A 26,606-nucleotide genomic window follows, 5' to 3' on the forward strand; every position below is an offset into this window, starting at 1 on the left:
CGACGGCGAAGGGGAAGGGCGGCATGGCATGCGGAACGCTCCGCCCGCATCGGCGTGGCGGAGGACTGCGGTGGCGCGGGGTCAGGAGGGCTCGGGGTCAGGCGGCGCGGGGTCGGGCGGGCGCGGGGTCAGGCAGGCGCGGGGTCAGGCAGGCGCGGGGCCGCTGCTCTCCCGCACGATGAGTTCGGGCTCGCTCCAGGCCGGGACGGCCGCGGCGTTCTGCGGGTCCAGCCTGCGGTTCAGCAGGCCGAAGCAGGCCCGGCCGAGACCCTCGAAGTCGAGCCGCACCGTGGTGAGCGCGGGATTGAGGTAGGCCGAGGGCGGGGAGTCGTCGAAGCCGACCACGCTGAGGTCGCCGGGGATGTCCCGCCCGGCCTCGCGCGCGGCCCGCATGACGCCCAGCGCCAGGTCGTCGTTGCCGCACAGGATCGCGGTGACCGAGCGGTCCGCGAGCAGGGAGCGTACGGCGAGGTAGCCGGATCGGGGGCTCCAGCCGCCGGGCAGCGGCTCGGGCAGCGGCCGGCCGGCGGCGTGCAGCGCGTCCTGCCAGCCCTGGGTGCGCTGCGGCAGCGCGCTGGTGGAGGAGGGGATGGCCACGTAGTGGACGGTCTGGTGCCCCAGGCTCAGCAGGTAGCGGGTCGCGTGGGCGGCCGCCGCCCGGTCGTCCAGCCAGATCTGCCACGGGTCGTCGGGACCGTCGTCGGGCCGCCGCTCGACGGCCGCCGTGACCGGGACGTCCGCGGGCAGCGCCCGCAGCGCGCGCACGCCCGCGTCGTCGAAGGCGATCACCATGACCGCCTCCCCGGGCCGGTTCAGCCGCAGGGCGATGTCCGCCTGGCCGGAGTCCCGCTCCAGCACGCTGATGCCGACGGAGAACCCGGCGGTCCTGGCCGCCTCCTCCATGCCGCGCAGGGTGGCGGCGGCGCCGTACAGGGCGGTGTCGGAGGTGAGGACGGTGACCGAGCGGACCGGCCCTCCGGCCAGCGCCTGGGCCAGCCGGTTGGGCCGGTAGCCGAGCTCGGCGATGACCTGGAGGACCCTGGCCCGGGTCGTCTCGCTGACCCGGGCCTTGCCGTTGATGACGCGGCTGACGGTCTGCTGGGAGACACCGGCCACCCGGGCGACGTCCCAGATGCTCGCCGAGCGCGTCCGGGGAGCGTCCTGGGCAGGCATGTGACCGGTAACTTCCATGAGTCAGACCTTACTTGATGGCGGCGTTGGCCTCGGTGTTGATCTTCTGGGCGGCGTCCTGCGGCGACAGCTGGCCCAGCCAGACCTGATTGAAGATGTCGAGCGCTTTGACGTTGTAGACGTCGGCCGCCTCGGTCAGCGGGTAGCCCATCGTGGTGCCCTCGGCGGCCTTCTTGAAGCCGGTGACGTCGACGCCCTTGGCCTTCCACGCGTCGGCGAAGACGTCGTTGAGCGAGGTGATGCCCGGCCAGACGGAGCCCGCCTGGGCGACGGCCTTCTGATGGTGTTCGGACGTCAGCCACTTGAGCAGCTCCCACGCTTCCTTCGGGTGCTTGGTGCCGGCGTAGACGGCCTCGGTCAGGCCGTTGTAGACGCTGCCCTTGCCGACCGGGCCCGCGGGGAGGTCGGCGACGCCGAAACCGCCGTTGGGCAGCGCGGTGTCGAACGCGCGCAGCATCCAGCTTCCGTCCATCGCGGTGGCCGCCTCGCCGCGCCCGACCACCTGGTCGAGGGACGGGCCGTTGGGCGGGTTGGTGACCGTGGCGGGCACTGCGACGTGATACTTCAACCGCAGGTCCTGGACGAACTGGATGGCCTGCACGCAGGCCGGCTGGTCGATGGTCCACCGGCCCCACGGCTTGTCCTGGAGCGTGCAGCCGTTCTGCAGCGCGAAGTTCCACCAGTCCTGCTGACCGGTCGGGGCCTGCATGGCCAGGCCGTACTGCTTGACCTTCTTGGGGTCGAAGCCGGCCTCGTCGGGGTGCTTGCCGTTCTCGTCGACCGTGAGCTTCTGCAGCGTCTTGACGAAAGTGCCGCCGTCGCCGGGGTTCCAGGTGAGGCCGTCGAGGTCGGCGGGGGTGAGCCCGGCGTCCTTGAGCGCCTTGGTGCTGTAGAAGAGCCCGATGGTGTCCCAGTCCTTGGGCAGGCCGTAGACCTTGCCGTCCACCTTCCAGCCCTCGGCGAGCTTGGAATCGTAGATCGAGGTGTCCACCTTGTCCTGGGCGATGAGCGGCGCCAGGTCGGTGAGCACGCCCTCCTTGCTGAACTTGGGGAAGTAGGAGACGTGGTCCCAGAACACGTCGGGGGCCGAGCGCCCGGCGAGCTGGGTCTGCAGCTTGCTCCAGTAGTCGTTCCAGTTGTTCAGCTCGATCTGCACCTTGATGGTCGGGTGCGCCTTCTCGAACTCGCGGATCGACTGCTCGATCGGCGGCTTCTGCACCTCGTCCCACATCGCGTACCTGAGGGTGACGGCGCCGCCGGTGGAGTCCGCGTCGTCCGCGCCGCCGCACGCGGCGAGGGACAGCAGGGCGGCCGCCGCGACGGCAGATAAGGCGATTTTTCTGGACATATGTGTATGCCCTTCTCTCTTTGGGGGGTGGTTACTTCAGTCCGGTGAGAGCGATCGAACGGACGATGTGCCGCTGGAACAGCAGGAAGATCACGATGAGCGGCAGCAGCGCGAGGGCGGCGGCCGCCAGGATCAGGTGATATTGGGAGGAGTACTGACCCTTCAGCGCCGAGATGCCGAGCGTGACCACCCGGGTCGCGTCGCCGTTCGTGACGATCAGCGGCCACAGCAGCGTGTTCCAGGTCGTGATGAACGTGATTGTCGCGAGGGTGGCCAGGATCGGCCGGCTCAGCGGGAGCAGCACCCGGACGAGCACGGTCAGCGTGCCCGCGCCGTCGATGCGCGCGGCCGACTCCAGGTCCCTGGGGATCGTGCGGAAGTACTGCCGCACCAGGAAGATCCCGTACGGCGTGCCGAACGCGGTGGGCAGGATCAGCCCGAGATAGGTGTCGATCAGCCCGAACTCCCGCATGATCAGGAAAAGCGGGACCAGGGTGACGATCTGCGGCACCATCATCGTCGCGAGGTAGCCCCAGAACAGCGCGTCGCGGCCGGGGAACGACATCCGGCCGAAGGCGTAGGCGGCCATCGTGCTGAAGACGACCTGGCCGGCCGTGACGACCCCGGCGTAGATCAATGAGTGCAGCAGGAAGCCGGCCATGTCGTACTCCGACCAGACCTGGGCGAAGTTGTCGAACGTGACGGGGAAGGCGGGCTGCCAGGCGGGGGTGGTGAGCACCTGCGCGGGTTCCTTGAACGCCGAGTTCAGCGTCATCAGGTAGGGCGCGACCGAGACCACGGCGCCCGCGAAGAGCACGAGATACAGAGCGATCCTCGTGATCGGTGTCCTCTTCATCCGGGTCCTCTTCATGGGTGTCATCAGGAGAAGTCGTAGACGGTGCGCTTGCGGAAGTAGAGGAACTGCGCCGCGGTGACCAGCAGGATCAGCGCGAACAGCACCATCGCCAGCGCCGAGGCGTAGCCGGACCGGAAGAGCTGGAACCCCTGCTGGTAGATGTGGAAGTTCAGCACGTCGGTGGCGCCGCCGGGGCCGCCCTGGGTCATCACGAAGACCGTGTCGAAGATCTGGAACGACCCGATCGTGTTCGTCACCAGCACGAAGAACAGCGACGGCCGCAGCAGCGGCAGAGTGATCGTGAAGAACCGCTGCACCGGCGTGGTGCCGTCGATCGCCGCGGCCTCGTACAGCGTGTGCGGAATCGCCTGCAGCCCGGCCAGCAGGATGAGCATCGTGTAGCCCGTGTACTGCCAGACGTTCACCGAGGCGATCACCGGCATGGCCCACGCGGGGTCGGTGAGCCAGTTGGGACCGTCGATTCCCACCGTGCCGAGCACCTGGTTGACCACGCCGTACCTCGGGTCGAACACCCACGACCAGATGATGCCGAGCGCCACCGGCATGGCCATCCAGGGCAGCACGAAGACGACCCGGAGCACCTTGCCGCCGCGCATCCGCCGGTTCAGCGCCAGCGCCAGCAGCAGTGCCAGCACGGTCTGCGCCGGGATGTTGAGCACCACGTAGTAGATGGTGTTGAGCACGGCCCGCCACACCTCGGGATCGGCGGCGAGTTCGCGGTAGTTGTCCAGTCCGACGAACGACGGCGCGCCCATCAGGTTCCAGTCGAACAGGCTCAGCGCCGCCACGCCGAAGATGGGCGCCACCAGGAAGAGCAGGAAGCCGGCGAGGCTCGGGGCGAGCAGGGCGTACGCCTCGGCGACGGTGCGGACCCGCGCCCTGAGCCGGTGCTCCGCCCGGCGGTGCCCCCGCACGGAACCGTCGTAGGTAATGTTATCGATCACATTCTCTCTCCATGAGCCACCAGGGATCCGGAGGATTCCGGTGATGCAGAGAAGAGTTACCGATAACATCCGGAACGTCAAGTGCCCGTCGATCCACGGTGACCGGGCGATCCGGAGGCATCCGGAGGATGCCGGGACCGCCCGCCGCCGCCGACCGCGTGCACGGCTCCGTCCGGCCGCCTCCCCGTGACCGCGCCGGGCGTTCGGCCGCGCTCGCCCTTCCGAAGAAAGTGGCATAACCGCTGGTAGGAGAGTTATCTGTTAACAATCTTGACAGATAGGGGGACGGTCCCGACCATGGGATCACGGATCCGTACTGTCCAGCGGCTCGCCGGTGAACCCACCCACCGGTGAGGTCGCCGGCACGCCGTCACCCCCCGCGATCGGCGCGCCGGCTCCGATCACTCCTGGTTCAGGAGACCTCCATGCGAAAGCGCACACTCCGCCTGCTGACCCCGGCAGCGTCGCTGCTGCTGGCGGCCACGGGCGTCGTCCTCACACAGGCACCGGCCAGTGCGGCCAACCTGCTGGCGAACTCCGGCTTCGAGTCCGGAAGCCTCTCTCCCTGGTCCTGCACGGGCGGCCTGGGATCGGTGGTCGCCTCCCCTGTCCACACCGGCGGCAGGGCGCTGGCCGGCGCGGCCGGCGACTCGGACAACGCCCAGTGCACGCAGACCGTGTCCGTGCAGCCGAACACCGCCTACACCCTGAGCGCATGGGTCCGCGGAAGCTACGTGTACCTCGGCGTGAACGGCGGACCGTCCACCTGGACCACGTCGCCGTCCGCCTACACTCAGCTCCGCGTGTCCTTCACCAGCGGCGCCAACCAGACGAGCGCGACGGTCTACCTGCACGGCTGGTACGGCCAGGGCACCTACTACGCCGACGACATCGGTTTCGACGGCCCTGGCGGCCCGTCTCCTTCGCCCTCTCCGTCGAGGTCACCTTCCCCGTCCCCGTCCCCCTCGCCGTCGAGGTCACCCTCCCCGTCGCCGTCCCCGCCGCGGTCGCCGTCGCCTTCCCCTTCCTCCTCGCCGTCGCCGGGAGACACGACGTGCCCGGTGAAGGGACGGCCGACCGGCAAGGTCCTCCAGGGATACTGGGAGAACTGGGACGGATCATCCAACGGCGTCCACCCGCCGTTCGGCTGGACGCCGATCGGCGACGCCCGCATCCGGCAGCACGGCTACAACGTGATCAATGCGGCGTTCCCGGTCATCCGCTCGGACGGCACGGTCCTGTGGGAAGACGGCATGGACAGCACCGTCAAGGTCCCGACGCCCGCTGAGATGTGCCAGGCCAAGGCCGGCGGCGCGACGATCCTGATGTCCATCGGCGGGGCCACCGCCGGCATCGATCTCAGCTCCGGCAGCGTCGCCGATCGCTTCGTCGCGACCATCGTGCCGATTCTCAAGAAGTACAACTTCGACGGCATCGACATCGACATCGAGACCGGTCTCAGCGGCAGCGGCAGCATCACCCAGCTGTCCGCCTCCCAGTCCAACCTCATCCGCATCATCGACGGCGTGCTCGCCCAGATGCCCGCCGGCTTCGGCCTCACCATGGCCCCCGAGACGGCGTACGTCACCGGAGGCGGCGTCACCTACGGCTCGATCTGGGGCGCCTACCTGCCGATCATCAAGAAGTACGTGGACAACGGCCGCCTGTGGTGGCTGAACATGCAGTACTACAACGGAAGCATGTACGGCTGCTCGGGCGACTCCTACTCCGCCGGGACGGTCCAGGGGTTCGTCGCCCAGACCACCTGCCTGGACACGGGCCTGGTCATCCAGGGCACCACGATCAGGGTTCCCTACGACAAGCAGGTCCCCGGCCTGCCCGCCCAGGCCGGCGCCGGAGGCGGCTACATGTCGCCGTCCCTGGTGAGCCAGAGCTGGAACAGCTTCGACGGCCGGCTCAAGGGCCTGATGACCTGGTCCATCAACTGGGACGGGTCGAAGGGCTGGACCTTCGGCGACAACGCCAGGGCGCTCCAGGGGCGTTAGGGCAAACAACTTCCGCGCTTCACGGCGCCGTCCGAGACCGGCTTCGCGATGGGCCTCGGCCCACCTGTTCAGGGGGACTGGGCGAGATCGGCCTCGACGGCGCCCGCGGCGCGGGTGAGGGTGTCGACCAGGGACGGCAGCCGGTGCTTGTCGTAGCGTCCGCTCGGCATCGACACCGACAGGCTGGCGAGGGCGTTCCCGTCCGGGTCCCTGATGGGCACGCCGACCGCCACCACGCCGCGCTCGGAACGGCCCTGGTTGACGGCGAACCCCTTGCGCCGCACCCGGGCCAGCTCGGTCCGCAGCCGGGCGAGGTCGGGTCTCTCCGTGGGGCGGCCGGCGTATCGCTCGGGCGGGTAGACGGCCTCGAGTTCCTCGTCGGTCAGCTCCGCGAGCAGCAGCAGTCCCGCCGTGGTGCGGTGGGCGGGGAACACCATGCCCTCGCGGGAACCCACCCGCAGGGCCTGGGAGCACTCGACGCTGGCGATGAACCGGACCGTGTCCCCGGTGCGCACCACGACGTTGGCGGACTCGTCGAGCACGCCGACCACCCGGTGCAGGTGCGGCAGGGCGGCCGCCCGCAGCCGGGACGCGGCCGAGGGGGAGTGGGCCGCGAGCTCCAGGACCGGACCGGCCCGGTAGAGGCGCCGGTCGTCCTGGACCGCGAAGTCCCGGTAGACCAGCATCGCGAGCAGCCGGTGCGCGGTGGAGCGGGCCACGCCCAGCCTCTCGGCGACCTCCGAGAGGGTCAGCTCGCCCTCCAGCTGCAGCATCGCGGCGACCCGCAGCGCGTGGTCCACGCTGTTGATCATGTAGGTCGGCGGATTCTTCAGCGGCTTGCTCACGGCCCCTCGATTCTGCAAAGCAGAATTTCGCGTTCTTCATTGAGCTATCGCACCAACATTAGCCCTATGAGCACCCCTGTGACCACGCCGAAGTCCCCGGTGCGACTCCGTGCGGTCGACGCACCGGACCAGCCCGACGTCACCCCCGCGCTCGAAGACCTCTACCGCGGTTTCGAGCAGGAGCTGCTGGTGCCGCTGTGGACGGAGATCGGCGACCTGATGCCGGCGCATCCCCGTTCCCGCGCGGTGCCGCACCTGTGGCGCTGGGAGACCCTGCGGCGGCTCGCCGCGCAGGCCGGCGAGCTGGTCCCGGTCGGCCGCGGGGGAGAGCGGCGGGCGATCGCTCTGGCCAACCCCGGGCTGGGCGGCCGGCCCTTCGCGACGCCCACGTTGTGGGCCGCGATCCAATACCTGATGCCGGGGGAGGACGCTCCCGAGCATCGCCACACCCAGCACGCCTTCCGCTTCGTCGTGGAGGGCGAGGGCGTGTGGACGGTCGTCGGCGGCGACGCGGTCCCGATGCGCCGCGGTGACTTCCTCCCGCAGGCCGGCTGGAACTGGCATGCCCACCACAACGCGACCGGCGAGCCGATGGCCTGGATCGACGGCTTGGACATCCCCTTCCAGTACGTCACCGAGGCGCAGTTCTTCGAGCTCGGCCGCGACGAGATCGGCGAAGACGAGCGGATCACCCCCGAGCGGTCCCGTTCCGAGCGGCTGTGGGGCCACCCCGGCCTGCGCCCGCTGTCGGTCGGCGAGCTCACCCCGGGCACCCCGCTGCTGTCCTACAAGTGGGAATTCACCGACCGCGCCCTGGCCGACCAGCTCGCCCTGGAGGCCGAGGGCTTCGGCGGCACCGTCGAACCCGGCCACGCCGCCGTCCGCTACACCAACCCGGCCACCGGCGCCGACGTGCTGCCCACGCTCCGCGCCGAGATGCACCGCATCGCGCGCGGCGCCGAGACCGCCCCGGTCCGAGAGACCGGCTCGTCGGTCTACCAGGTCTTCGACGGCTCGGGCACCGTGACCGTCGGCGACAGGACCTGGACGGTCACCCGCGGCGACCTGTTCGCCGTCCCGTCCTGGCAGCCCTTCTCGGCCCGGTCCGAGGCCGGCTCCACCGACTCCGACTCCGGCGCGCTGGACCTGTTCCGGTTCAGCGACTCCCCGGTTTTCGAAGCCCTGCAGCTCAACCGCACCCGTATCGAAGGGACCACCCGATGAAGCTCGCCACCCTCCGCGTCGACGGCTCGACCCGCGCGGTACGGCTCGACGGCGACCGGCTGGTCGACCTCGGCGCCGCCGACCTCGGCGAGCTCCTCTCGCACGACGACTGGGCCACCAGGGCCGCCGCCGTCGACGCGGACGCCGCTACGACCTATCCCGCCGAGGGCGCCGACTTCGCGCCGGTCGTCCCGCGGCCTTCGAAGGTCGTCTGCGTGGGCCTGAACTACAAGAACCACATCCAGGAGATGGGCCGCGACCTGCCGGAGTACCCGACCCTGTTCGCCAAGTTCGCCGACTGCCTCATCGGCGCCGGCGACGACATCGCCCGTCCCGAGGAGACCGAGGAGTTCGACTGGGAGGTCGAACTCGCCGTCGTGATCGGGAAGCAGGCCCGTCGCGCCAAGGGCGCCGAGGCCGAGGCCGCGATCGCCGGCTTCACCGTGCTCAACGACATCACCTGCCGCGACTGGCAGTTCCGCACCCGCGAGTGGCTGCAGGGCAAGATGTGGGACTCCTCCACCCCCGTCGGCCCCTGCCTCGTCACCCCCGACGAACTCCCCGGCGGCGTACGCCCCGAGCTCGGGGTCGTCCTCAGCGTCGACGGTGAGGTCATGCAGCGCGACAACACCGGCGACCTGCTCTTCGACCCGGTCGCGCTGGTGGAGTACGTCTCGACCATCGTGCGCCTCAACCCCGGCGACGTCATCGCCACCGGCACCCCCGGCGGCGTCGGCCACGCCCGCACCCCCAAGCGCTACCTGACCGGCGGCGAGCGCGTCGTCGCCGAGATCCAGGGCATCGGCCGGCTGGAGAACACCGTGGCCGAGGACGGGGCGGCCTGATGCGCCGTACCCTCGGCGACGCCCTGAACTGGTGCGCGACGGGCACCGAACTGTTCTTCGCCGCCGTCGCCGGGTGGGGCGAGGAGGACTACCTCGCCCCGTCCGGGCTCCCCGGCTGGACCCGCAAGCACCTGGTGGCCCACGTGGCGGCGAACGCCGACGCGCTGGGCAACCTGGTGCGCTGGGCCGCCACCGGTGAGAAGACCCCGATGTACTCCTCGCCGCAGCAGCGCGACGCCGACATCGAGGCCGGCGCCCGCAGACCGGCCGCGGAGCTGGCCGCCTGGCTGACCTCGTCCGCCGAGCGGCTCGCCGCGGGCATCGCCGGGCTCACCGACGACCAGTGGAACGCCGAGGTCGTCACCGCCCAGGGGCGCACCGTCCCCGCGACGGAGATCCCGTGGCTGCGCTCCCGCGAGGTCTGCGTCCACGCCGTCGACCTGGCCTCCGGCGTCGCGTTCTCGGCCCTGCCCGCCGGACTCCTGACCGCCCTCGCCGACGACATCGTCGCCAAGCGCGGCGGCGCCGCAGGCCCCGCGGTCGTCCTGACCGCCACCGACACCGGCGACCGCTGGGAGCTGCCCGGCGAGGGCGAGCCCGTCACCGTCCAGGGCCCGATCGCCGAGGTGGCGGCCTACCTCTCCGGCCGCCCGCAGGCGCTGGCCGCTTCCGACGGCTCCCTCGCGCCGCTCCTCACCGCGTGGCTGTGATGGGTGTCCGCGGCCGGCTCAGGACGGCGGGACCGGGCCCGTCGAGTCGCGGACGCTGAGGGTCGTCGCCGGCTGGAGGTGCCGGGAGGCGGGCTGGGCGCCATCGCGGGACGGCAGCGCTCTTTCGCCGGCCATCTCCCGCCCGTGGGCCATTTGTGAGAGAAGTGAACCATGACAAGCGAGTCCCGGTTCAGTATCGACGGCAAGCCGTGCGACGACAGTGTGTTCCCCCATGCGTGGAGCAGATGCATCGGTGCCGGGCGGGCGAACGAGGCGCTGCGCGCGGACTGGCAACGGCAGTTCGCGGAGGTCGCCGACGCATGCGGAGTGCAGTACATCCGTTTTCACGGCGTCTTCCACGACGACATGTTCGTTTATCGGGAGAGCTACGGCGGCGGTTTCGGCCCGGACGCACCCCTTGACTCGCCCGTGTACACGTTCAGCTACGTGGACAAGGTGTTCGACTTCATCCTGAAATGCGGTGTCCGTCCCTTCGTCGAGCTGGGCTTCATGCCGCGCGAGCTGGCCACGCAGACGGAGACGGTGTTCTGGTGGGGTGCTCATTGCAGCCCGCCCAAGGACATGGCGCGCTGGGTCGAGCTGGTGACGCGGTCGGTCGAGCACTGGATCGACCGGTACGGCCTCGACGAGGTGCGGGAGTGGCGGTTCGAGGTGTGGAACGAGCCGAACCTGGTGCCGCACTTCTGGACCGGGACGAAGACCGAATACTTCGAGCTTTACGAGCAGACCGTCACGGCCATCAAGAGAATCGATCCCGAGCTGAAGGTGGGCGGGCCGGCGACGAGCGTCTTCGTGCCCGACGAACGCTACAAGGGCGAGGTCGAGGACCGTGCCGCCACGCACGAGACGGCCGGCGCGGCCGACGTGGACGCGCTCGACTGGCGCCCGGTGTGGATCGAGGACTTCATCGCCTGGTGCGCGGAGCGCGGACTTCCGATCGACTTCATCTCGACGCACACCTACCCCACCGACTTCGCGTTCGCCGCCGACGGCGAGGCCGTGCACATCACCCGGTACGCCGACGCGACGTTCGACGACCTGACCCTGCTTCGCAAGCTCGTGAGCAACAGCGCGTACCCCGAAGCGGAGATCCACATCACGGAGTGGTCGACGTCGCCGTCATCCCGTGACTTCATCCACGACACGGTGTTCGCGGCGACCTCCATCACGCGGTCGTACCTGCAGTGCGCCACCCTCGCCGACTCGATCTCCTACTGGACCTTCACCGACGTGTTCGAGGAGGGAGGCGCCGGGATCGGACCGTTTCACGGCGGATTCGGCCTCGTGAACGAGTCCGGGATTCACAAGCCCACGTTCCACGCGTTCACGATGCTGGAGAGGCTCGGTGACCGGCTGCTGCTCACGACGTCCGACGGGGTCGTGACCCGGGACAGCCGGACGTCGGCCGTGTCGGCGGTGTTCTTCAACTACCCGGAGGACATGGGCAAGAAGGGTGTCCGGGCGCAGAACTCGTACGACGCGACACGCGCGCTGGCCGAGATCGGGCCGAGCCGGAGGATCCGGCACTCGATCGGCGGGCTGGAGCCGGGCACCACGTTTCTCGTCGAGGTCGTGGACTGGGAGCACGGGAACGTCGCCGAGGCGTGGTATCGGCTCGGGTCCCCCCTCAACCCGTCGCGGGCCGAGAGCGAGCACCTGCGCAGGGTCGCCGACTCGCTCCTCAGGTTCACACTGACCGTGCCCGCCACCGGTGTGCTCGACCTCGACGTCGAACTCGCGCCGTGGGCCGTGATGTCGTTGCGGCAGTCGGCGTGACCATGCAAGCGACCGCGCGCGTGACCGCGCGGCGGCGCATCACCCAGGTAGCGCGGAGTGAGATCGGTTACATCATATGAATTACATATGTGCAGACGCGTATACTGGGCTGGTGATATTCCTCCTGGAGGCCCAGTGACTGCCGCGTCCTCTCATTCCGGTCCGACCGGGAGCACCTCCCACGCCTCGCTGGAGCCGCCCAGCTACCGACGCCCCAGGCGTCTGGGCGACACCGTTGTCACGCATCTGGTCGACCGCATCGTTTCGGGGGCCTATCCGGTCGACACCGTACTCCCGACGGAGCCCGAGCTGTGCCAGGAGTTCGGCGTCTCCCGCACCGTGGTGCGCGAGTCGATCAAACTTCTGGAGGCGAAGGGCCTGGTCAAGGCGACGCCGGGCCGGGGGACCCGGGTTCTCGAGCCCATCGGCTGGAACCTGCTGGACCCCCTCGTCCTCGAGGCGCAGATCCGGCACGACAGCAACCTGTCCATCCTCGACGACCTCATCAACGTCCGGGCGGCCCTCGAGTGCGACATGGCGGCGCAGTGTGCCCGCGTGATCACACCGGATCAGGTCGAGGCGCTGAAGAAGCAGGCGAACGTCCTCGCGGAGAGCCTGCACGACGCGGATCGCTACGGCAGGGAGGACGTCGCCTTCCATGAGATGATCATGGTTTTCTCCGGCAACCGTCTCGGTCACGCGATCATCCACGGCATCCATGCCAAGGCGCGGCTGTCGAGCCGGTACAACGGCGACCCGAGCAGGGAGGAGCACCTCCAGTCGCTCGCCGAGCACCGGCAGATCGAGTCGATGATCCTCCAGGGAGACGCTCAGGGCGCCGCGGCCGCGATGCGCGTCCACATACTGGGCTCGTGGGCCAGGCGCCGCCCCGGCGTACGCGGAGCGATGGGCCAGGAGGCCGGCTCCTGAGAGTGCCGCCCACCGTGACGCCCGCCGAAGCCGGCGTCACGGTGGGGCCGGAGCTCACGCTCCGCCCGGGCTCAGGATTCGTGCGTCCGCACGGCGCCGGGCGGAATCAGACCTTCGGCGATCAGGTCGTCCCAGAGCCCGTCGGGGATGTCGGTCTCGAACCGCCCGAGGTTCTCGTCCACCTCGACCGGTGAGCGCATGCCGACGGCGATCGCGGAGACCGCGGGGTGCAGCAGGGGGAAGGCCAGCGCGGCGGCGGGGAGCTCGACGCCGTGGTCCTCGCAGACCGACGCGATGCGCTCGGCGCGCCCGAGCACGTCCGCGCCGGGGGCGCGATACTCGTACGTCGAGCCGGGCGCGGGGCGGGCGGTGGAGAGCAGGCCGGTGGCGAAGACACCGACGGCCACCACGGCGACACCGAAGCGGTGGGCCGGCACGAGCACCGAGTCGAGCGCGGTGTGGTCGAGCAGCGAGTAGCGGTTGGCCAGCATGATCACGTCGACGAGCCCGTCCTCGGTGATCCCGGCGAGCCCGGCGGTGGAGTTGGTCCCGATGCCGATGGCCTTCACGACGCCGTCGGCCTTCAGCCGCGCCAGCGCCGAGAGCCCCTCCGCGGCCGCGCCCTCCCACGCCTGGTCGGGATCGTGCAGGTAGAGGATGTCCACCGACTCGAGCCCGAGGCGCTCCAGGCTCTCCCTGAGCGAGCGTTCGACGCCCGCCGCCGAGAAGTCCCACTGCCGTGTCAGGTCACCGGGAACGGCGAACCCGTCGTCGTCCCGTTCCCGGGGCCGGGGGTTGGGCACGATCAGGCGACCGACCTTGGTGGACAGGACGAACTCGTCGCGAGGGCGGCGGCGCAGCTCCGCGCCGATGCGGCGCTCGGAGAGCCCGAGGCCGTAGTGCGGCGCGGTGTCGAAGTAGCGGATGCCGCGATCCCACGCCCGGCGCATCGTCAGGGCGGCCTCGTCGTCGGTCATGGGGCTGGCGAAGTTGCCGAGCGGCGATCCGCCGAGGCCGATGACGCCGTGCCTCGACCGCGCCCGCTTCAGCAGCTCCGCGACCTGTGCCGTCATGTGCCGAGCCGATAGAAGGCCGACGCGGTGCCGGACACGACCGCCTGGCGCTCGGCCGGGCTCAGCTCGCCGATCAGCTCGTCCACCGCTCCTCGCCACGCGACCGGGCCGGCCCCCAGCTCGGCGAGCGGCCAGTCGGAGCCGTACATGAGCCGGTCCGGGCCGAACGCCTCCAGCGCCACGCCGACCGCCCGGCGCAGCCGGGCTCCCTCGCCGCGGCTCACCAGCCCGGCCAGCCCGGAGATCTTCGCGCAGGTGTTCGGCCGTGCGGCGAGCTCGCGCAGGCCGGCCTCCCAGCCGTCGTCGTCGTCCGCTTCGGCGAGCCCGCCGAGGTGGTCGACGACGAAGCGCACGCCGGGATGCGCGGCCGCGACGGTCGCGGCCAGCGGCAGCTGCCACGACCGCACCACCAGGTCGAAGCCGAGGCCGGCGGCGGCCAGCCGATCGAGCGCCGCTCCCACGTCGGGTCGTCCGAGCCAGTCGGGATCGGGGTCGACATGGACCAGGTGACGGATCCCGACCAGCCTCCGGCGCGCCGCGGCGTCGAGCTCGTCGAGCTGCGCCGCGACGTCGCCCGTGAGGTCGGCCCAGCCCACCACGCCCGCGACGCGCGGGCCCGGCTGGGTCAGCAGCCGCCTCGTCTCGGCGGCGCTGTTGATCGACTGCACGACGACGGTGACCTCCACGCCGGTCGAATCGAGCATCCGCTCGAGGTCGCCGTGCGCGAAGTCTCTGTCGATCGCCGCCATCGTCACCGGGTCGATCCACGGCTGCGGATCGGTGGCCCGGTTCCAGAGATGCACGTGCGCGTCGACGGAACGGATCACGACAGGTGCCAGACTTCGTCGAGCGGCTGCCACAGGGCGCCGGGATCGCGTTCCTCGACGATCCGCACCTGGCAGGGGTCGGTGTGCGTCCACCACTCGCGCGTCACCGGGTCCTCGGCGATGCGGGCCATGTCGGCGGCGTGGTCGTCGCCGACGTACTCGTAGTAGGCGAACAGCGTGTCGCCGACGATGAAGATCGAGTAGTTCGTGACGTTCGCGTCGCGCAGGGTCTGCTCGACCTGCGGCCAGACGTTGCTGTGCAGCTCGAGGTACTCCTCCCGGCGCTCCGGCCGGACGCCGACGACGAAGGCGTGACGTTGGATGCGAGGCTGGGCGCTCACGATCCCACCCGCTCTCCGGCGCGCGCGCCGTTGCGGTCGCCCTGACCAGAGTCCGGGACGAGGCGCAGGCCCGCCCGCTTGGGGCGGACATGGGGCCCGTCGATCGCGGCCGGGGGATCGGCGGCCCGCACCGCGTTGATGTGCTCCTCGTCCACCCGGATGCCGATGCCCGGCTCGTCGCCGAGGACGATCCCGCCGTCCTCGAATTCCTGGTCGACGTGGAGTCCGATGGGGGCCGAGAGGTCCTGGACCTCGAAGGCCAGGTGGTTCGGCACGGCCACGGCGGCGTGCGCGACCGGGTTGGTGTGGTAGGCCACCGGGCTGACGGGCAGGTCACGGCTGTGCGCCACCGCGGCCACCCGCAGGAAGTGCGTGATGCCCCACACGTTGCCCACCTGGACGATGTCGACGGCGTCGGCGTCCAGGAGCGGCCGGTACTGCTCGAGACCGGTGAGGTTCTCGCCGGTCGCCACCCCGGCGCGGATGCCCCGCCGGACCGAGGCGAGCCCGGCGGCGTCCCACCTGCGCACCGGCTCCTCCACCCAGGTGAGGTCCACCTCCTGCTCCAGTGCCGCGATGTAGCGCACGGCCTGCGAGCGGTTCCACGACTCGTTGGCGTCGAGCATGAGGGCGGGTTCGGCCGAGTTGCGCGCGAAGACGTCCCGCAGCGCCTTGAGACGGCGCAGGTCGTGCTCGAGGTTGCGGCCGCCCTTAAGCTTGGCGCCGCTGAAGCCCCGCTCCGCGAAGCGCTCGTAGAGGCGTACGAGGGCGTCATCGTCGAGTGCGATGTCCAGTCCGGAGGCGTAGCCCGGAACGAACCGGTCACGGCCGCCGAGAGTGCGCCAGAGCGGCTCGCCGGCCGCCTTCGCCTTGAGGTCCCAGAGCGCCATGTCGATCGCGCCGATCGCGCCGAAGGTGGCGCCGGAGTGACCGGTCTTGAAGACCCGGTCGAGCATCCGGTCGTAGATCGCGGAAACGGCCCGCGGGTCCTCGCCCTCGACGGCGCCGAAGACGCGTTCGATGTCGCCGTGCGCTCCGAGCCCGACGCCCTCGAGACCGCTGTCGGTCTCGAGGATCAGCACGTGCACGTCGGTGCGCGGCTCGGGCATGACGCCGTTGGCGTCGCCGATCAGCCGGCCCCAGTCGTGCGCAGTGGTCAGGCTGCGATAGCCGGTGACCTTCACGGTTGCTCCTTCATTACGGAAATGCGACTCACTCCTTGGTTCCTCCGGCCGTCATGCCGGCGACCAGGAAGCGTTGTGCGAAAAGAAAGACGATCAGCACCGGCAACACCGAGATGACGGTGGCGAGCGCGAGCGTGGGCAGCTGGACGGACTGGGCGCCGGCGGAGCTGGGGTTGAACGCCGGCGTCGAGGCGAGCAGGGAGGTCAGGCCGACCTGGATCGGATACCCCTCGCTCGACGGCAGCATCACGAAGGGCAGGAAGAAGTTGTTCCAGTTCTGGACGAAGCTGAAGAACGCCACCAAAGCGACGATCGGCGCGGCCAGCGGCAGCGCGACCCTGGTGAACACCTGGAACTCGGTGCATCCGTCCAGGCGCGCCGCCGCGAGCAGGTCACGCGGGACGCTGGTGTTGAAGTAGATGTAGGTGAGGTACACGCCGAAGGGGAAGAACGCCATCGGCAGGATCACCGACAGCGGGCTGCCGATCAGCCCCACCACGTTCAGCTCGAGGAAGATCGGCAGCACCAGCGCGGTGTTCGGGATCAGCATGACGATCAGCGTCAGCACCAGGAGCAGCCGCCGGAAGCGGAACTCCGTCAACGCCATCGCGTAGCCCGCCGGGATGCTGGCGACGAGCGTGATGACGAGCGCACCCAGGGCGTACAGCGCCGAGTTGCCGACCCACGAGGTCACCGCGCCGTCCTGGAAGCCGAACAACTGGTCCCAGTTGGCGGCCAGGTCGCCGAAGCTGCCGGGCTGGAACGGGTTGTCGACGATGAGCGCGTGTGCCGACTTCGTGGTCGCCAGCAGCAGCCAGACGATGGGTATCACGAAGAACAGCACGAAGATCGCAACAACGACCGCGATGATCGTCCGCATGCTCCAGCCGCTGACACTGTTCCGTCGCCTCGCCGGGTTCCGTCGCCTCGCCGGGCGACCGACGTCGACTGTCGTCATGACCTCAGTCCTTCTCGAACAGGCCGCCGCGCGTCACGAAGACGGCCGACAGCGCGAGGGCGATGACGAGCAGCAGCAGGGAGATGGCCGCCGCTCCGTTGAAGTCGTTCTGCTGGAACGCGTACTGGTAGGCGAGCTGGTTGAGCGAGTAGTCGTTGGGCACGATCGCGTTGCTCGCCTGCGAGAGCAGCTGTGGCTCGACGAACAACTGCGTGCCGGCGGCGAGCGACATGATGCCCATGTACGAGATCCACTTGCGCAGCATCGGCAGCTGGATGCGCCGCGCGATCTGCACGGCGGTGGCGCCGTCGATGCGCGCGGCCTCGATCACGTCGGGGCTGATGTTGTTGAGCGCACCGTACATGATGACGATCCACCCGCCCGCGCCGGTCCAGAACGCGATGATGGCGAACACAGGCGGGAGGTTCGCCGGCACGATGACCTGCACGAAGCTGGAGAATCCCAGCAGACGCAGCAGGCCGCTGACCGGGCTGGCGGTCGGGTCGAGAACGAACAGCCACAGCAGCACACTCGACGCGCCCGCCAGAGCGCCCGGCAGGTAGAAGACGAACCTGAGCGTCCGGCTCAGCCACCGCACCCGGACCGCGTGCACGACGACAGCCAGGAACGAGACCAGCACCACCAGGGCCACCAGCCAGATCACCAGGTAGAGCGCGACGTGCGCGACGGCGGGCAGGAAGCGGAAGTCGCTCACGACCTTGGTGAAGTTGGCGATTCCCGCGAAGCCGCCCTCGTTGTCGGTGAACGCGAGGAAGACTGCGTAGAGGGCGGGCAGGACCCCGAACGCGATCACCAGCGCTGTGTAGGGGGCGACGAAGCCGTAGCTCATCGCGCTCCGCTCGCCGGCGTCGTTCCTTTCGCCCTGCCCTCCGCGCGGTGCTGTCGTGGCCGACGGGCCGGTCTCATTCATGACTGTCATGTCACTTGACCGTATAGCCGTTGACCTGCGCCTGGTTCTTGATCGCGGTCTCCCATTCGGGAAGCATGTCGACCAGGTTCTTGCCGCTCGCGATCGCGGGAGTGATCGTCTTCGCCCAGATCGCCTCCTGGCTGAAGACGCCGGAGCCCCATCCGTTCCAGATCTGCGACCCGGCCGTGAGCAGTGCCTGCAGGTCGGTCGCGTAGTAGCCGCTCGACTCCTGCTTCTTGAGCCACTTCTCGGCGGCCGGCGCGTAGGCCGGGTAACCGGGAGCGACGTTGACCTGGTAGTCGTCGGCCGTCGTGACGAACTCGACGAACTTCTCGGCCGCCTTGAGGTTCTTGGAGTGGCTGCTGACGAACCAGGTGCCGCCGCCGACGTTGCCGGTCGCGGGGGTGTCGCCCTGCCACGTCAGCGGCGCCGCGACGCCGAGCTGACCCGCGGGGACGTTGAGCGACTGCGGGTTGTTGAAGATGGCTCCCGCGTACCAGGCCGGGCCGGGCATCAGGAGCACCTTACCGGTGTACTTCTTCACGAACTCGGGCGTGAAGACGCTCAGGTTGGGCGTGGTGCCGTTCTTGATCAGAACGTCGAGCATCGACGCGACGCGCTTGCACTCCGTGGTGCCGGTGCTGACCGTGACCGTCTTCGGACCGGTGACGCCGTTCGCCTGGCACTTGCCGCTCCAGAAGTAGATCTCCGAGGCGAACGAGTCTCCGACGGCGCCGACGATGTAGCCGGGGTGCTCCTTGGCCACCTTCTCGCCGAGCGCCTGATACTCCTCCCACGTCGTGGGGACGGTGTAGCCGAACTTGTCGAGCAGGTCCTTGTTGTACCAGAGCGCGACCTGGGCGAGGTCGTTGCGCAGGCAGTAGACCTTGCCCTCGACCGTGCACGGGTCCAGGGAACCCTTGGTGAAGGAGTCGAGCGTGGTCTTCTGGACGAGCCCGCCGTTGAGCACGGCCGCGAACGCCTGCTTGCCGTTGCTCTTCTGGCTCGCCCACGCCGCGTCGTTGTTCTGCGTCGAGAACACGACGTCGGGCCAGCCGCTGCCGGCCCGGTCGAAGAGCTGCACCTTCGTCCGGAACGAGTTCGAGCCGTTGGCCGAGCCGTCGTACGTGACGACGTTGATCTTGACGTCCGGGTTGGCCTTCTTGAAGGCGTCGGCCGCGCTTGCTCTATCGGCATCCACCCATACGGTGATGGGAGCCTTGTCGTCCTGAGTCACCTGCGGAAAACCGTAGGAACCGGCTGAGGTGCCGTCATCGCCGCCGCAACCGGCCAGGGTGAGGGCGATAGCCGATGCTCCGGCAACGCTGATCGCGCGCATCCATGGGCCCGTGCGTCCGGCTCGTGTGAAACGGAACATGTTCGAGTCCTTTTTGTCCTGTCTCCCACATCGGGGGGTGAGAGATGGTGATAAAAGTAACGGCATACGTATGATGAGCGCAAGAGATGCCGCGGCTGGTGCGGTGCGGTGCGAAGGAGAGTGAGAACTCCCATGAAGGGTGCAGCATATGTGGGCGGCGGCCGTCTGGAGACCGTCTCGGTCGACGTCGGGCCGCCGGGTCCGGGGGAGATTCAGGTCGCCGTCGCGTACTGCGGACTGTGCGGGACCGACCTCCACATCGTGCACGGCAACATGGACGCCCGGGTGCGCACACCCCTCGTGTTCGGCCATGAGACGTCGGGCACCGTGGCGGCGGTCGGCGCGGGCGTGGAGGGCTGGAAGGTCGGTGACCCTCTGACCGTCATGCCGCTGGTCTGGGACGGCACCTGCCCGGCCTGCCTCGCCGGTCATCAGCACATCTGCCAGAACCTCGTGTTCGTCGGCATCGACTCCCCCGGAGGGCTGCAGCAGCGGTGGAATGTGCCGGCGTCGATCGCGGTGCCGCTGCCTTCCGGCCTCGACCTGCGCACGGCGGCGCTCGTCGAGCCCGTCGCCGTCGCGGTGCATGACGTCCGGCGCTCCGGCCTCCAGGTCGGCGACCACGCGGTCGTGCTCGGCGGCGGCCCCATCGGCGTGCTCATCGCCACCGTCGCGCGCGACGCCGGCGCCCATGTCATGGTCGCCGAGGTCGACGCGACCCGCCGGAGCCGCGTCGCCGAGCTCGGGTTCGAGGTGATCGACCCCGCTTCGGCCGACCTGGCCGCCGAGGTCGGGCGCTGGACGAACGGCGTCGGCGCCGACGTGGTGTTCGAGGTGTCGGGAGCCGCCGCCGCGGCCCGATCCGCCACCGACCTGGCGAAGGTGCGCGGGACGATCGTCGTGGTGGCCATCCACTCCGCCCCTCGTGAGCTGGACCTCCAGCGCGTGTTCTGGCGCGAGCTGCGACTGCTGGGCGCCCGGGTGTACCAGCGGTCGGACTTCGAGCGCGCCGTCGACCTGCTCGGCAGGGGCGTGATCCCCACGGAGGCCCTCATCTCCGGCGTCGTCCCGATCGAGGAGATCGCCTCCGCGATCGACGACCTCTCGGCGGGCCGGGCCATGAAGATCCTCGTGGACGTCGCAGGGGAGGCCCGGGCATGAGTGGTCTGTTCGACCTCAACGGCCGTCTCGCCGTCGTGACCGGCGCCCGGCGGGGCATCGGCCGCGCCATGGCGGAGGCCCTCGCCGCCGCCGGCGCGGACATCATCGGTGTGAGCGCGCAGTCACGGCCCGACGACGAGGTCGCCGAGTCCATCCTCGGGCTCGGCCGGTCCTTCGAGAGCCGGGCGGTCGACTTCGCGGACCGTGACGCCGTCCTGGCGCTGGGCGCCGAACTCGCGGAACGGGCTCCCGACATCCTCGTCAACAACGCGGGCACCATCGAACGGGCGCCCGCGGCGGAGCATCCGCTCTCGTGGTGGGACCGGGTGATCGAGGTCGACCTGTCGAGCCAGTTCGCCCTCACCCAGCTGGTCGCGCGTCCGATGCTGGAGCGCGGGCGCGGCAAGATCGTGTTCACGGCGAGCATGCTGAGCTTCCAGGGCGGGATCAACGTGCCCGGTTACACCGCCGCGAAGTCGGGGATCGCGGGCCTCACCCGTGCTCTCGCCAACGAGTGGGCCGGGCGGGGCGTGAACGTCAACGCCATCGCGCCGGGCTACATCGCGACCGACAACACGGCGGCGCTCCGCGGCGACCCCGAACGGTCGCGGTCGATCCTGGAGCGGATTCCGGCCGGGCGCTGGGGCCAAGGCGACGATCTCGCGGGGGCGGCGGTCTTCCTCAGCTCGGCGGCGTCCGACTACGTCTCCGGCGCGATCATCCCGGTGGACGGCGGATGGTTGGGGAGATGACGCGCTCGCCTGTAGGGACGCGTTCGCTTCCATAGCAAGACGCGGGTCTATAGCAAGGGGCGGGTCTATAGGAAGAGGCGGGGAAGCCGTACGGCTTCCCCGCCTCGTCGTCGTCCGGCGGCCGGACGCCGTCAGGCGACTACCGGGTGACTCCCGGGAAGGTCCGCAGGGCGGGCTCGAGACCGGCCTGCTCGATCACCTGCTTGGCCTCGGCGGGCCAGTCCGTGCCCGAGACCTGAACGTTGTCGATCAGCTGGTTGTTGTGCACGCCGGCGTCAGGCGTCTGCGTGCCGCCCGAGTTGTACCAGTTGTGCTGGAGCACGTTGTCGCTGGTGTTGTTGATCGTCCCGTAGGAGTTCGTGAACACCCACACTCCGCAGTCCTGGACCACGTTGTTCTTCATCGTCACGTAGCGGGATCCCTCGTCCAGGTAGAGGCCCACCGTCCGCTTGGTGTCGTAGATGTAGTTGCCGCTGAACACGGCGCCGGGGTTGGCCGACAGGTTGTACAGGCTCCCGCCGTCGTGGAAGACCTTCTTCACACCGTGGATCAGGTTGCCGGTCACCTCGGTGTTCTTGAGGGTCGTCGGCGTGGTGTAGATCGGCTGGTAGGCGTACAGGCCCCGGTTCTTGTAGTCCTGGCTGCCGCCCGCGTCGTTCGCGCCCCAGCCCCAGCCGGTGTCGATCCCGTCGTAGGCCAGGTTCGAGACCTCGTTGTGGGCGATCACCGCGTGGTCCACGTACGTGGTGAGGATGCCCGACATCTCCTTGTAGTCCTTCGCGACGTCGGTCACGAAGTTGTTGTCGATCGTGATGTCGCGCAGGGTCATCGCCGGGTCGCTCGGGTGGTGGGCGTCCGGCTGCACGCCGCCCGCGACGACCCCCGCGCCACCGAGATCGGTGAACAGGTTGTGGTGCACGGTCGTCTCGGTGACCCCGAGCCCGATCCCGGCGCCGTTCGCGTTGGCGTCCAGGCCGATGCCGAGGCCCACCTGCCCGAGGTGGGAGAAGGTGTCGTCGGTGAACTTCACGCGGGTGGCCGCGGCCACCTGGACCGCCGCCGGCATCTGGTTCCAGCCGTTGCGCGCGCCCTCGAAGAGCGGGCAGCCCGACTGGCAGCTGCTCAGGTAGTCGGCGGGCTGCGGGTAGGCCTTCGGGATGAAGGCGCCGTTCTGCTGGTCGGCGTAGCCGATCGACGAGCCGGGCGACAGCCAGGTCGAGTGCGAGAACTGGATGCCCGAGAAGGTCAGGTCGTGCACCGGCTTCGCGTAGCCGCCCGCGATCTGCACGAGCGACTCGAGGTAGGGCAGCACGAACGACGCGCCGTTCGGGTCCTCACCGGCGGCGGCGCGGTAGTACAGCTTGCCGGCGGCCGGGTCCAGGTACCACTGCCCCTCCTGCAGGAACGCGTAGGAGTTCTCGAGCAGCAGCTGACCGCCCGCGAACGGGCGCGCCAGGGTGTCGTACCCCCAGTTGTTGTTCTGCCACGCGGGCTGCTGCATGGTGATCGTCGTCCCGCTGATGTTCTGCACGGGGGCGTACCGGTCGGTGAAGGAGCCCTGGCTCTCGACCTCGATGCGGCTCTGGTCCGGCAGCGTCGCGAGGTAGTTCAGCGCGGGATTCTTGATCTCCATGCCGGACTCGGTGATCGTCACGTCGCTGCGAGCGATTTTGATCGCCGCGCGCGGCGCCGCGGCGTCGTTCTTGTAGAGCTGACGGCTGTCCTGCCCCTTGGGCACCGAGGCGACGAAGATGTTCTTGCCCGCGTCGTACGACGTCCATCCGGTCACGGCCCGGCCGCCCGAGATGATCGGGTGCGCGCCCTTCGCGGCGGTCCAGGTCACCGGCTTGGCGCTGGTCCCCGAGTCCTCCGCGGTGAAACGCAGCGGCTTGTCGAGCCGGTAGGTCCCGTCCCTCAGCTCGACCGTCACGGCGCTTCCCGCGCGTGCCGAGGCGCGCGCCATGGCCTGCGCCGCGGGCAGGGTGCGCAGCGGCTTGCCCGGCGTGCCCTGATTGTGATCGTCGCCGTCCGGAGAGACGACGATCGTGGTCCGGCCGGGATGGGGCGGCACGGCGAGCGCCGGAGTGGCGCCGACGACGACGATGCCGGCGGCAACGACGGAGATGCTTCCCACGAGGGACGCCAAATGGCCTTGTCTCACTTGTCTCTGGCTCCCTTGGTGCATGTGATGTAACACATAATAGGTATGATGAAATCTTGAGTAAAGGGTGTCCGTCAAGAGGGGTGATTCCCGGACATGAGCGAGCAACAGAGCGAAGGCCCCGTCAGCGGCCCGCGCGTCGAGGTGTCGACGCTGGGTGAGGCCATGGTGCGGCTGTCGCCCCCGGCCGGAGAGCGGCTTCGCGATTGCGGCTGGTTGCGTGTCCACGTCGGGGGCGCCGAGGCGAACGTCGCCGTCGCCCTGGCATCGGTCGGTGTGTCCGCTCGCTGGACGTCGGCGCTGCCGGACACGGTCCTCGGGCGCCGGGTCGCCGACTCACTGTCGAGCGCCGGCGTCGTTCTCGACACCGTGCGGTGGGTGGCCGACGAGCGCCTCGGCCTCTACTTCGCCGAGATCGGCTCCCCGCCCCGCCCGACGAGCGTCCTCTACGACAGGGCCGGCACCGCGTTCGGCTCGCTTCGCGTCGACGATCTCGACTGGGCAGCCGTGTGCGAGGCGCGGATCATCCATCTGACCGGCATCACCGCCGCTCTCGCGCCGGGGTCGGACGCGCTCGTGCTGCGAACGGCGCGGGAGGGGCGCGAGCGCGGCGCCCTGGTCGTCTACGACGTGAACTATCGTTCGGCGCTGTCCTCGCCGGAGACGGCCGCCTCGTTCGCGGCCGAACTGGCGCCCGACGTCGACCTGCTGATCTGCCGGGCCGAGGACGCACGCGATCTCTTCGGCCTGTCCGGCGATCCCTCGACCCTGGCGAGCGAGCTGGCGAGGAGGCTGGCGGTCGGCCGCGTCGTGGTGACGGCCGGGGCCGGAGGCGCTGTCGCCCACTGGGACGGCGAGTCCTTCGCGGCCCCGGCACTGCCCACCGCCGGGGTCGACCGGATCGGTGCCGGGGACGCCTTCGCGGCCGGCGTGTTGTGGGGCGTGCTCGACGATTCTCCCGAGGACGCGCTTCGCCGGGGAACGGCGATGGCCTCCCTGGCCATGAGCGTGCAGGGAGACCAGTGCCGCTTCAGCGCCGAGGAGGTGCTGGAGATCGCCCGGGGCGGCGGGCGCGAGGTCCGCCGGTGAACGTCGCGCTGCGCCGCCCGGCCGGCGAACCGCACGCCCGGCCGCCCGGCCGGTGGCGTCACCCTCCTGAGAGACGGCCTTCGCCGGGGTGATCCATCACCCCGGTGAAGGCGCGCGCCCAGGCGGCGTCAGACCCGGGTCCACTTCTGGTTGTTCTGACCGTTGCACGTGTAGATCTGCACCTTGGTGCCGTTGGCGGTGCCGGCGCCGGACACGTCCAGGCACTTGTTCGCACCGACGGCCGTGATGGAACCGTCGGAGTTGAGGCGCCACTTCTGGTTGTTCTGACCGTTGCAGTCCCAGATGAGCACGCTCGTGCCGTTCGCCGTGCCGCCACCGTTGACGTCCAGGCACTTACCGCCGTAGACCCGCAGCTCACCGGCGCTCGTCGACGTCCACTTCTGGTTGGCCTGCCCGTTGCAGTCCCAGATCTGCGCCAGGGCGCCGTTGGCCTGCGAGGCGCCGTTGACGTCCAGGCACCGCCCCGACGCCACACCCTTCAGCGCACTCGTGCCCGCCGAAGGCGAGGAAGAAGGCGACGGGGAGGGAGACGGGGACGGGGAGGGCGATGGGGACGGGGAGGGCGATGGGCCGGCCAGTTCCTTGATGCGGATGTTGCGATACGCCACCTCGTTGCCGGCGCCGTGGTTCTGGATGCCGATGTAGCCCTGCTGGAGCGAGCGGGCCGGGTCGGTGTTGGTGAAGTCGTTGATCTTGGTGCCGTTCAGGAACACCTGCAGCCGCTCACCCTCCACCAGCAGCTCATAGGTGTTCCACTGACCCGGCGGGTTCAGCGCCGCGTCGCGTGCGGCGATGTCCGCCGACTTGACTCCGTAGATCGCCCCTGTCGTCTTGTCCGCGGTGTCGGTCGCGTCGATCTGCACCTCATATCCGGTGTTGAGCGCCGTGTTCGGGTCGCTGGTGGGCGGGAACCCGACGATCACCCCCGAATTGGAGTCACCGGTCATTCTCCAGTCGAGCTTGAGCGAGTAGGAGTGGAACTCCTTGGCGCCGTAGTACAGCATCCCCATGCCGCCCTGGGAGGTCAGCGTGGCGTCGCTGTTGGTGAACGACCCCGGCCCGACCTGCGACCAGCCCGTCGTCGACCCGTTGTACAGCGCCGTGTACCCGGTCTCCGGGCGGCAGTCGGCGTTGACGGCCTTGGCCGCGTACCGGATCCCGCCCAGCAGCAGGGTGCGGAAGTTCGAGTCGGCGTACGACTCCTGGGTGTGTCCCAACCCGGTGTAGAACGACCGGCCGGAGGACTGGGGGTGGCACCAGGTGATCGGGTGGTCGCCCATGTTCCCGCCGCTGTAGCTGCTCTCGTTCAGGCTCTGCAGCACGTGCACGTTGGCGCGTGGGTTGGTGCGGTAGTTGTACCACTCGTCGGTGCGCGTCCAGGTCTGGCCGAGATGGGCCGAGGCCGCGTGCGCCCGGTCCTCGTTCCGTACGGTGGCCTGCTGGATGGCCGGGTGGTTGTTAAACCAGGCCCCCATCAGCTGCCCGTAGTAGGGCCAGTCGTACTCGGTGTCGGAGGCCGAGTGGACCCCCACGTAACCGCCTCCGCCGTCGATGTACGACTGGAAGGCGGTCTGCTGGGAGGCGTTCAGCACGTCGCCGGTGGTGCTGAGGAACACCACGGCCTTGTACTGCGCGAGGTTGCCCGAGGTGAACGCGTTCGCGTCCTCCGTGGTGTCTACGGCGAAATCGTTGGCGGCGCCCAGTTCGCGGATGGCCTGGATGCCGGCGGGAATGGAGTCGTGCCGGAAGGCGGCCGTCTTGGAGAACACCAGCACCTTGAAGGCGGCGGCGTGGGCGGGGACGGCGGGGAGCGCCGTGGCGGCAGCGGTGAGTGCCACCGCGGTCACCGCCAGGCGTCGCAGCACGGATGTCTTCCGGTCGCTCCCCGCGGTGCGCCCGAGCGCGGCGGGGGTCAGATGTCGCAGCATGGGTGTCCTTCCGTCGCCGCCCGGCGCGGCCGCTTTCGACGATGAAAGCGGGTCGCGCCGGGCGGTCGCATCAATGGGTGATCGG

23 protein-coding genes are annotated in these 26,606 nt (G+C 69.7%); 9 read left to right on the forward strand and 14 right to left on the reverse strand.

Annotated features, from left to right (window positions below):
• Positions 1–144 precede the first annotated feature (144 nt).
• Genes ACIBK1_RS40215 through ACIBK1_RS40230 form a run of 4 tightly spaced genes read right to left on the reverse strand, consistent with a single transcriptional unit; the run spans position 145 to position 4,360 of the window.
• On the reverse strand, positions 145–1,191 hold the full coding sequence (locus ACIBK1_RS40215; RefSeq protein ID WP_396740888.1) for a LacI family DNA-binding transcriptional regulator: 1,047 nt from the start codon (positions 1,189–1,191) through the stop codon (positions 145–147).
• A 10-nt stretch (positions 1,192–1,201) separates the two neighbouring features.
• The gene (locus ACIBK1_RS40220) at positions 1,202–2,539 is read right to left on the reverse strand and encodes an ABC transporter substrate-binding protein (protein WP_396740890.1); all 1,338 of its coding nucleotides are present in this window, start codon (positions 2,537–2,539) and stop codon (positions 1,202–1,204) included.
• 31 nt (positions 2,540–2,570) lie between these two features.
• Positions 2,571–3,395: a carbohydrate ABC transporter permease gene (locus tag ACIBK1_RS40225; protein WP_030512216.1), complete on the reverse strand. Its 825-nt coding sequence runs from the start codon at positions 3,393–3,395 to the stop codon at positions 2,571–2,573.
• Positions 3,396–3,418: 23 nt separating this feature from the next.
• Entirely contained in the window at positions 3,419–4,360 is a 942-nt protein-coding gene (locus ACIBK1_RS40230; RefSeq protein ID WP_197042959.1) for a carbohydrate ABC transporter permease, read from the reverse strand.
• A 425-nt stretch (positions 4,361–4,785) separates the two neighbouring features.
• On the opposite strand from ACIBK1_RS40230, the gene ACIBK1_RS40235 reads away from it, so the two are divergent.
• Entirely contained in the window at positions 4,786–6,366 is a 1,581-nt protein-coding gene (locus ACIBK1_RS40235) for a carbohydrate binding domain-containing protein (RefSeq protein WP_030512214.1), read from the forward strand.
• Between the two features lie 68 nt (positions 6,367–6,434).
• Here ACIBK1_RS40235 and ACIBK1_RS40240 read toward each other — a convergent pair whose 3' ends face one another.
• On the reverse strand, positions 6,435–7,211 hold the full coding sequence (locus ACIBK1_RS40240; protein ID WP_030512213.1) for an IclR family transcriptional regulator: 777 nt from the start codon (positions 7,209–7,211) through the stop codon (positions 6,435–6,437).
• Positions 7,212–7,277: 66 nt separating this feature from the next.
• Between ACIBK1_RS40240 and ACIBK1_RS40245 the strand changes: the two genes are divergently transcribed.
• The 5 genes from ACIBK1_RS40245 to ACIBK1_RS40265 all read left to right on the forward strand — a co-directional run bounded on the left by ACIBK1_RS40245 (position 7,278) and on the right by ACIBK1_RS40265 (position 12,717).
• Positions 7,278–8,435 (forward strand): cupin domain-containing protein, encoded by a 1,158-nt coding sequence (locus tag ACIBK1_RS40245; RefSeq protein ID WP_396740893.1) that lies wholly within the window; start codon positions 7,278–7,280, stop codon positions 8,433–8,435.
• Positions 8,432–9,280, forward strand: coding sequence for a fumarylacetoacetate hydrolase family protein (locus tag ACIBK1_RS40250; protein WP_030512211.1), 849 nt, complete (start codon positions 8,432–8,434; stop codon positions 9,278–9,280). The genes ACIBK1_RS40245 and ACIBK1_RS40250 overlap by 4 nt, the downstream gene beginning before the upstream one ends.
• The gene (locus tag ACIBK1_RS40255) at positions 9,280–9,990 is read left to right on the forward strand and encodes a maleylpyruvate isomerase family mycothiol-dependent enzyme (protein WP_396740895.1); all 711 of its coding nucleotides are present in this window, start codon (positions 9,280–9,282) and stop codon (positions 9,988–9,990) included. Before ACIBK1_RS40250 ends, ACIBK1_RS40255 begins: the two co-directional genes overlap by 1 nt.
• Before the next feature lie 171 nt (positions 9,991–10,161).
• Complete coding sequence (locus ACIBK1_RS40260) at positions 10,162–11,787, forward strand: GH39 family glycosyl hydrolase (protein ID WP_030512209.1); 1,626 nt, start codon at positions 10,162–10,164, stop codon at positions 11,785–11,787.
• Between the two features lie 135 nt (positions 11,788–11,922).
• A complete protein-coding gene (locus tag ACIBK1_RS40265; protein ID WP_051762791.1) occupies positions 11,923–12,717 on the forward strand; it encodes a FadR/GntR family transcriptional regulator in 795 nt (264 codons plus the stop codon).
• A 71-nt stretch (positions 12,718–12,788) separates the two neighbouring features.
• Here the strand turns inward: ACIBK1_RS40265 and ACIBK1_RS40270 are convergent, their stop codons facing one another.
• The 7 genes from ACIBK1_RS40270 to ACIBK1_RS40300 all read right to left on the reverse strand — a co-directional run bounded on the left by ACIBK1_RS40270 (position 12,789) and on the right by ACIBK1_RS40300 (position 19,268).
• Complete coding sequence (locus tag ACIBK1_RS40270; RefSeq protein WP_396740897.1) at positions 12,789–13,790, reverse strand: aldo/keto reductase; 1,002 nt, start codon at positions 13,788–13,790, stop codon at positions 12,789–12,791.
• Positions 13,787–14,617: an amidohydrolase family protein gene (locus tag ACIBK1_RS40275; protein ID WP_396740899.1), complete on the reverse strand. Its 831-nt coding sequence runs from the start codon at positions 14,615–14,617 to the stop codon at positions 13,787–13,789. Before ACIBK1_RS40275 ends, ACIBK1_RS40270 begins: the two co-directional genes overlap by 4 nt.
• Positions 14,614–14,958, reverse strand: a complete 345-nt coding sequence (locus ACIBK1_RS40280; RefSeq protein ID WP_036409248.1) for an L-rhamnose mutarotase — start codon at positions 14,956–14,958, stop codon at positions 14,614–14,616. The genes ACIBK1_RS40275 and ACIBK1_RS40280 overlap by 4 nt, the downstream gene beginning before the upstream one ends.
• Positions 14,955–16,142: a mandelate racemase/muconate lactonizing enzyme family protein gene (locus ACIBK1_RS40285; RefSeq protein WP_030512204.1), complete on the reverse strand. Its 1,188-nt coding sequence runs from the start codon at positions 16,140–16,142 to the stop codon at positions 14,955–14,957. The genes ACIBK1_RS40280 and ACIBK1_RS40285 overlap by 4 nt, the downstream gene beginning before the upstream one ends.
• Positions 16,143–16,170: 28 nt before the next feature.
• On the reverse strand, positions 16,171–17,022 hold the full coding sequence (locus ACIBK1_RS40290) for a carbohydrate ABC transporter permease (protein ID WP_030512203.1): 852 nt from the start codon (positions 17,020–17,022) through the stop codon (positions 16,171–16,173).
• An 82-nt stretch (positions 17,023–17,104) separates the two neighbouring features.
• Positions 17,105–18,040, reverse strand: a complete 936-nt coding sequence (locus ACIBK1_RS40295) for a carbohydrate ABC transporter permease (protein ID WP_030512202.1) — start codon at positions 18,038–18,040, stop codon at positions 17,105–17,107.
• Position 18,041: 1 nt separating this feature from the next.
• Entirely contained in the window at positions 18,042–19,268 is a 1,227-nt protein-coding gene (locus tag ACIBK1_RS40300) for an ABC transporter substrate-binding protein (RefSeq protein ID WP_197042957.1), read from the reverse strand.
• Positions 19,269–19,541: 273 nt separating this feature from the next.
• Between ACIBK1_RS40300 and ACIBK1_RS40305 the strand changes: the two genes are divergently transcribed.
• Positions 19,542–20,570, forward strand: a complete 1,029-nt coding sequence (locus ACIBK1_RS40305) for a zinc-dependent alcohol dehydrogenase (protein WP_363426020.1) — start codon at positions 19,542–19,544, stop codon at positions 20,568–20,570.
• Positions 20,567–21,322: an SDR family oxidoreductase gene (locus ACIBK1_RS40310; protein ID WP_396740902.1), complete on the forward strand. Its 756-nt coding sequence runs from the start codon at positions 20,567–20,569 to the stop codon at positions 21,320–21,322. The genes ACIBK1_RS40305 and ACIBK1_RS40310 overlap by 4 nt, the downstream gene beginning before the upstream one ends.
• A 139-nt stretch (positions 21,323–21,461) precedes the next feature.
• On the opposite strand, the gene ACIBK1_RS40315 is transcribed toward ACIBK1_RS40310, so the two are convergent.
• Entirely contained in the window at positions 21,462–23,456 is a 1,995-nt protein-coding gene (locus ACIBK1_RS40315; RefSeq protein ID WP_396740904.1) for a right-handed parallel beta-helix repeat-containing protein, read from the reverse strand.
• Positions 23,457–23,579: 123 nt separating this feature from the next.
• Here ACIBK1_RS40315 and ACIBK1_RS40320 point away from each other — a divergent pair, with 123 nt between their 5' ends.
• Complete coding sequence (locus ACIBK1_RS40320) at positions 23,580–24,572, forward strand: sugar kinase (RefSeq protein ID WP_051762786.1); 993 nt, start codon at positions 23,580–23,582, stop codon at positions 24,570–24,572.
• A 128-nt stretch (positions 24,573–24,700) separates the two neighbouring features.
• On the opposite strand, the gene ACIBK1_RS40325 is transcribed toward ACIBK1_RS40320, so the two are convergent.
• Positions 24,701–26,521 carry a lectin gene (locus tag ACIBK1_RS40325; protein WP_396740906.1) on the reverse strand — a complete coding sequence of 607 codons (1,821 nt, stop codon included), beginning with the start codon at positions 26,519–26,521 and terminating at the stop codon, positions 24,701–24,703.
• Positions 26,522–26,606: the final 85 nt, after the last annotated feature.

This window comes from Microbispora rosea, assembly GCF_044460045.1.
Classification (GTDB): domain Bacteria; phylum Actinomycetota; class Actinomycetes; order Streptosporangiales; family Streptosporangiaceae; genus Microbispora; species Microbispora rosea.

What these genes read in the sequence shown, in the direction of transcription:
- ACIBK1_RS40215 (WP_396740888.1), bottom strand. Translation starts at nt 1,191, where the DNA reads ATGGAAGTTACCGGTCACATGCCTGCCCAGGACGCTCCCCGGACGCGC.
- ACIBK1_RS40220 (WP_396740890.1), bottom strand. Translation starts at nt 2,539, where the DNA reads ATGTCCAGAAAAATCGCCTTATCTGCCGTCGCGGCGGCCGCCCTGCTG.
- ACIBK1_RS40225 (WP_030512216.1), bottom strand. Translation starts at nt 3,395, where the DNA reads ATGAAGAGGACACCGATCACGAGGATCGCTCTGTATCTCGTGCTCTTC.
- ACIBK1_RS40235 (WP_030512214.1), top strand. Translation starts at nt 4,786, where the DNA reads ATGCGAAAGCGCACACTCCGCCTGCTGACCCCGGCAGCGTCGCTGCTG.
- ACIBK1_RS40245 (WP_396740893.1), top strand. Translation starts at nt 7,278, where the DNA reads ATGAGCACCCCTGTGACCACGCCGAAGTCCCCGGTGCGACTCCGTGCG.
- ACIBK1_RS40250 (WP_030512211.1), top strand. Translation starts at nt 8,432, where the DNA reads ATGAAGCTCGCCACCCTCCGCGTCGACGGCTCGACCCGCGCGGTACGG.
- ACIBK1_RS40255 (WP_396740895.1), top strand. Translation starts at nt 9,280, where the DNA reads ATGCGCCGTACCCTCGGCGACGCCCTGAACTGGTGCGCGACGGGCACC.
- ACIBK1_RS40260 (WP_030512209.1), top strand. Translation starts at nt 10,162, where the DNA reads ATGACAAGCGAGTCCCGGTTCAGTATCGACGGCAAGCCGTGCGACGAC.
- ACIBK1_RS40270 (WP_396740897.1), bottom strand. Translation starts at nt 13,790, where the DNA reads ATGACGGCACAGGTCGCGGAGCTGCTGAAGCGGGCGCGGTCGAGGCAC.
- ACIBK1_RS40290 (WP_030512203.1), bottom strand. Translation starts at nt 17,022, where the DNA reads ATGCGGACGATCATCGCGGTCGTTGTTGCGATCTTCGTGCTGTTCTTC.
- ACIBK1_RS40295 (WP_030512202.1), bottom strand. Translation starts at nt 18,040, where the DNA reads ATGACAGTCATGAATGAGACCGGCCCGTCGGCCACGACAGCACCGCGC.
- ACIBK1_RS40305 (WP_363426020.1), top strand. Translation starts at nt 19,542, where the DNA reads ATGAAGGGTGCAGCATATGTGGGCGGCGGCCGTCTGGAGACCGTCTCG.
- ACIBK1_RS40310 (WP_396740902.1), top strand. Translation starts at nt 20,567, where the DNA reads ATGAGTGGTCTGTTCGACCTCAACGGCCGTCTCGCCGTCGTGACCGGC.
- ACIBK1_RS40320 (WP_051762786.1), top strand. Translation starts at nt 23,580, where the DNA reads ATGAGCGAGCAACAGAGCGAAGGCCCCGTCAGCGGCCCGCGCGTCGAG.
- ACIBK1_RS40325 (WP_396740906.1), bottom strand. Translation starts at nt 26,521, where the DNA reads ATGCTGCGACATCTGACCCCCGCCGCGCTCGGGCGCACCGCGGGGAGC.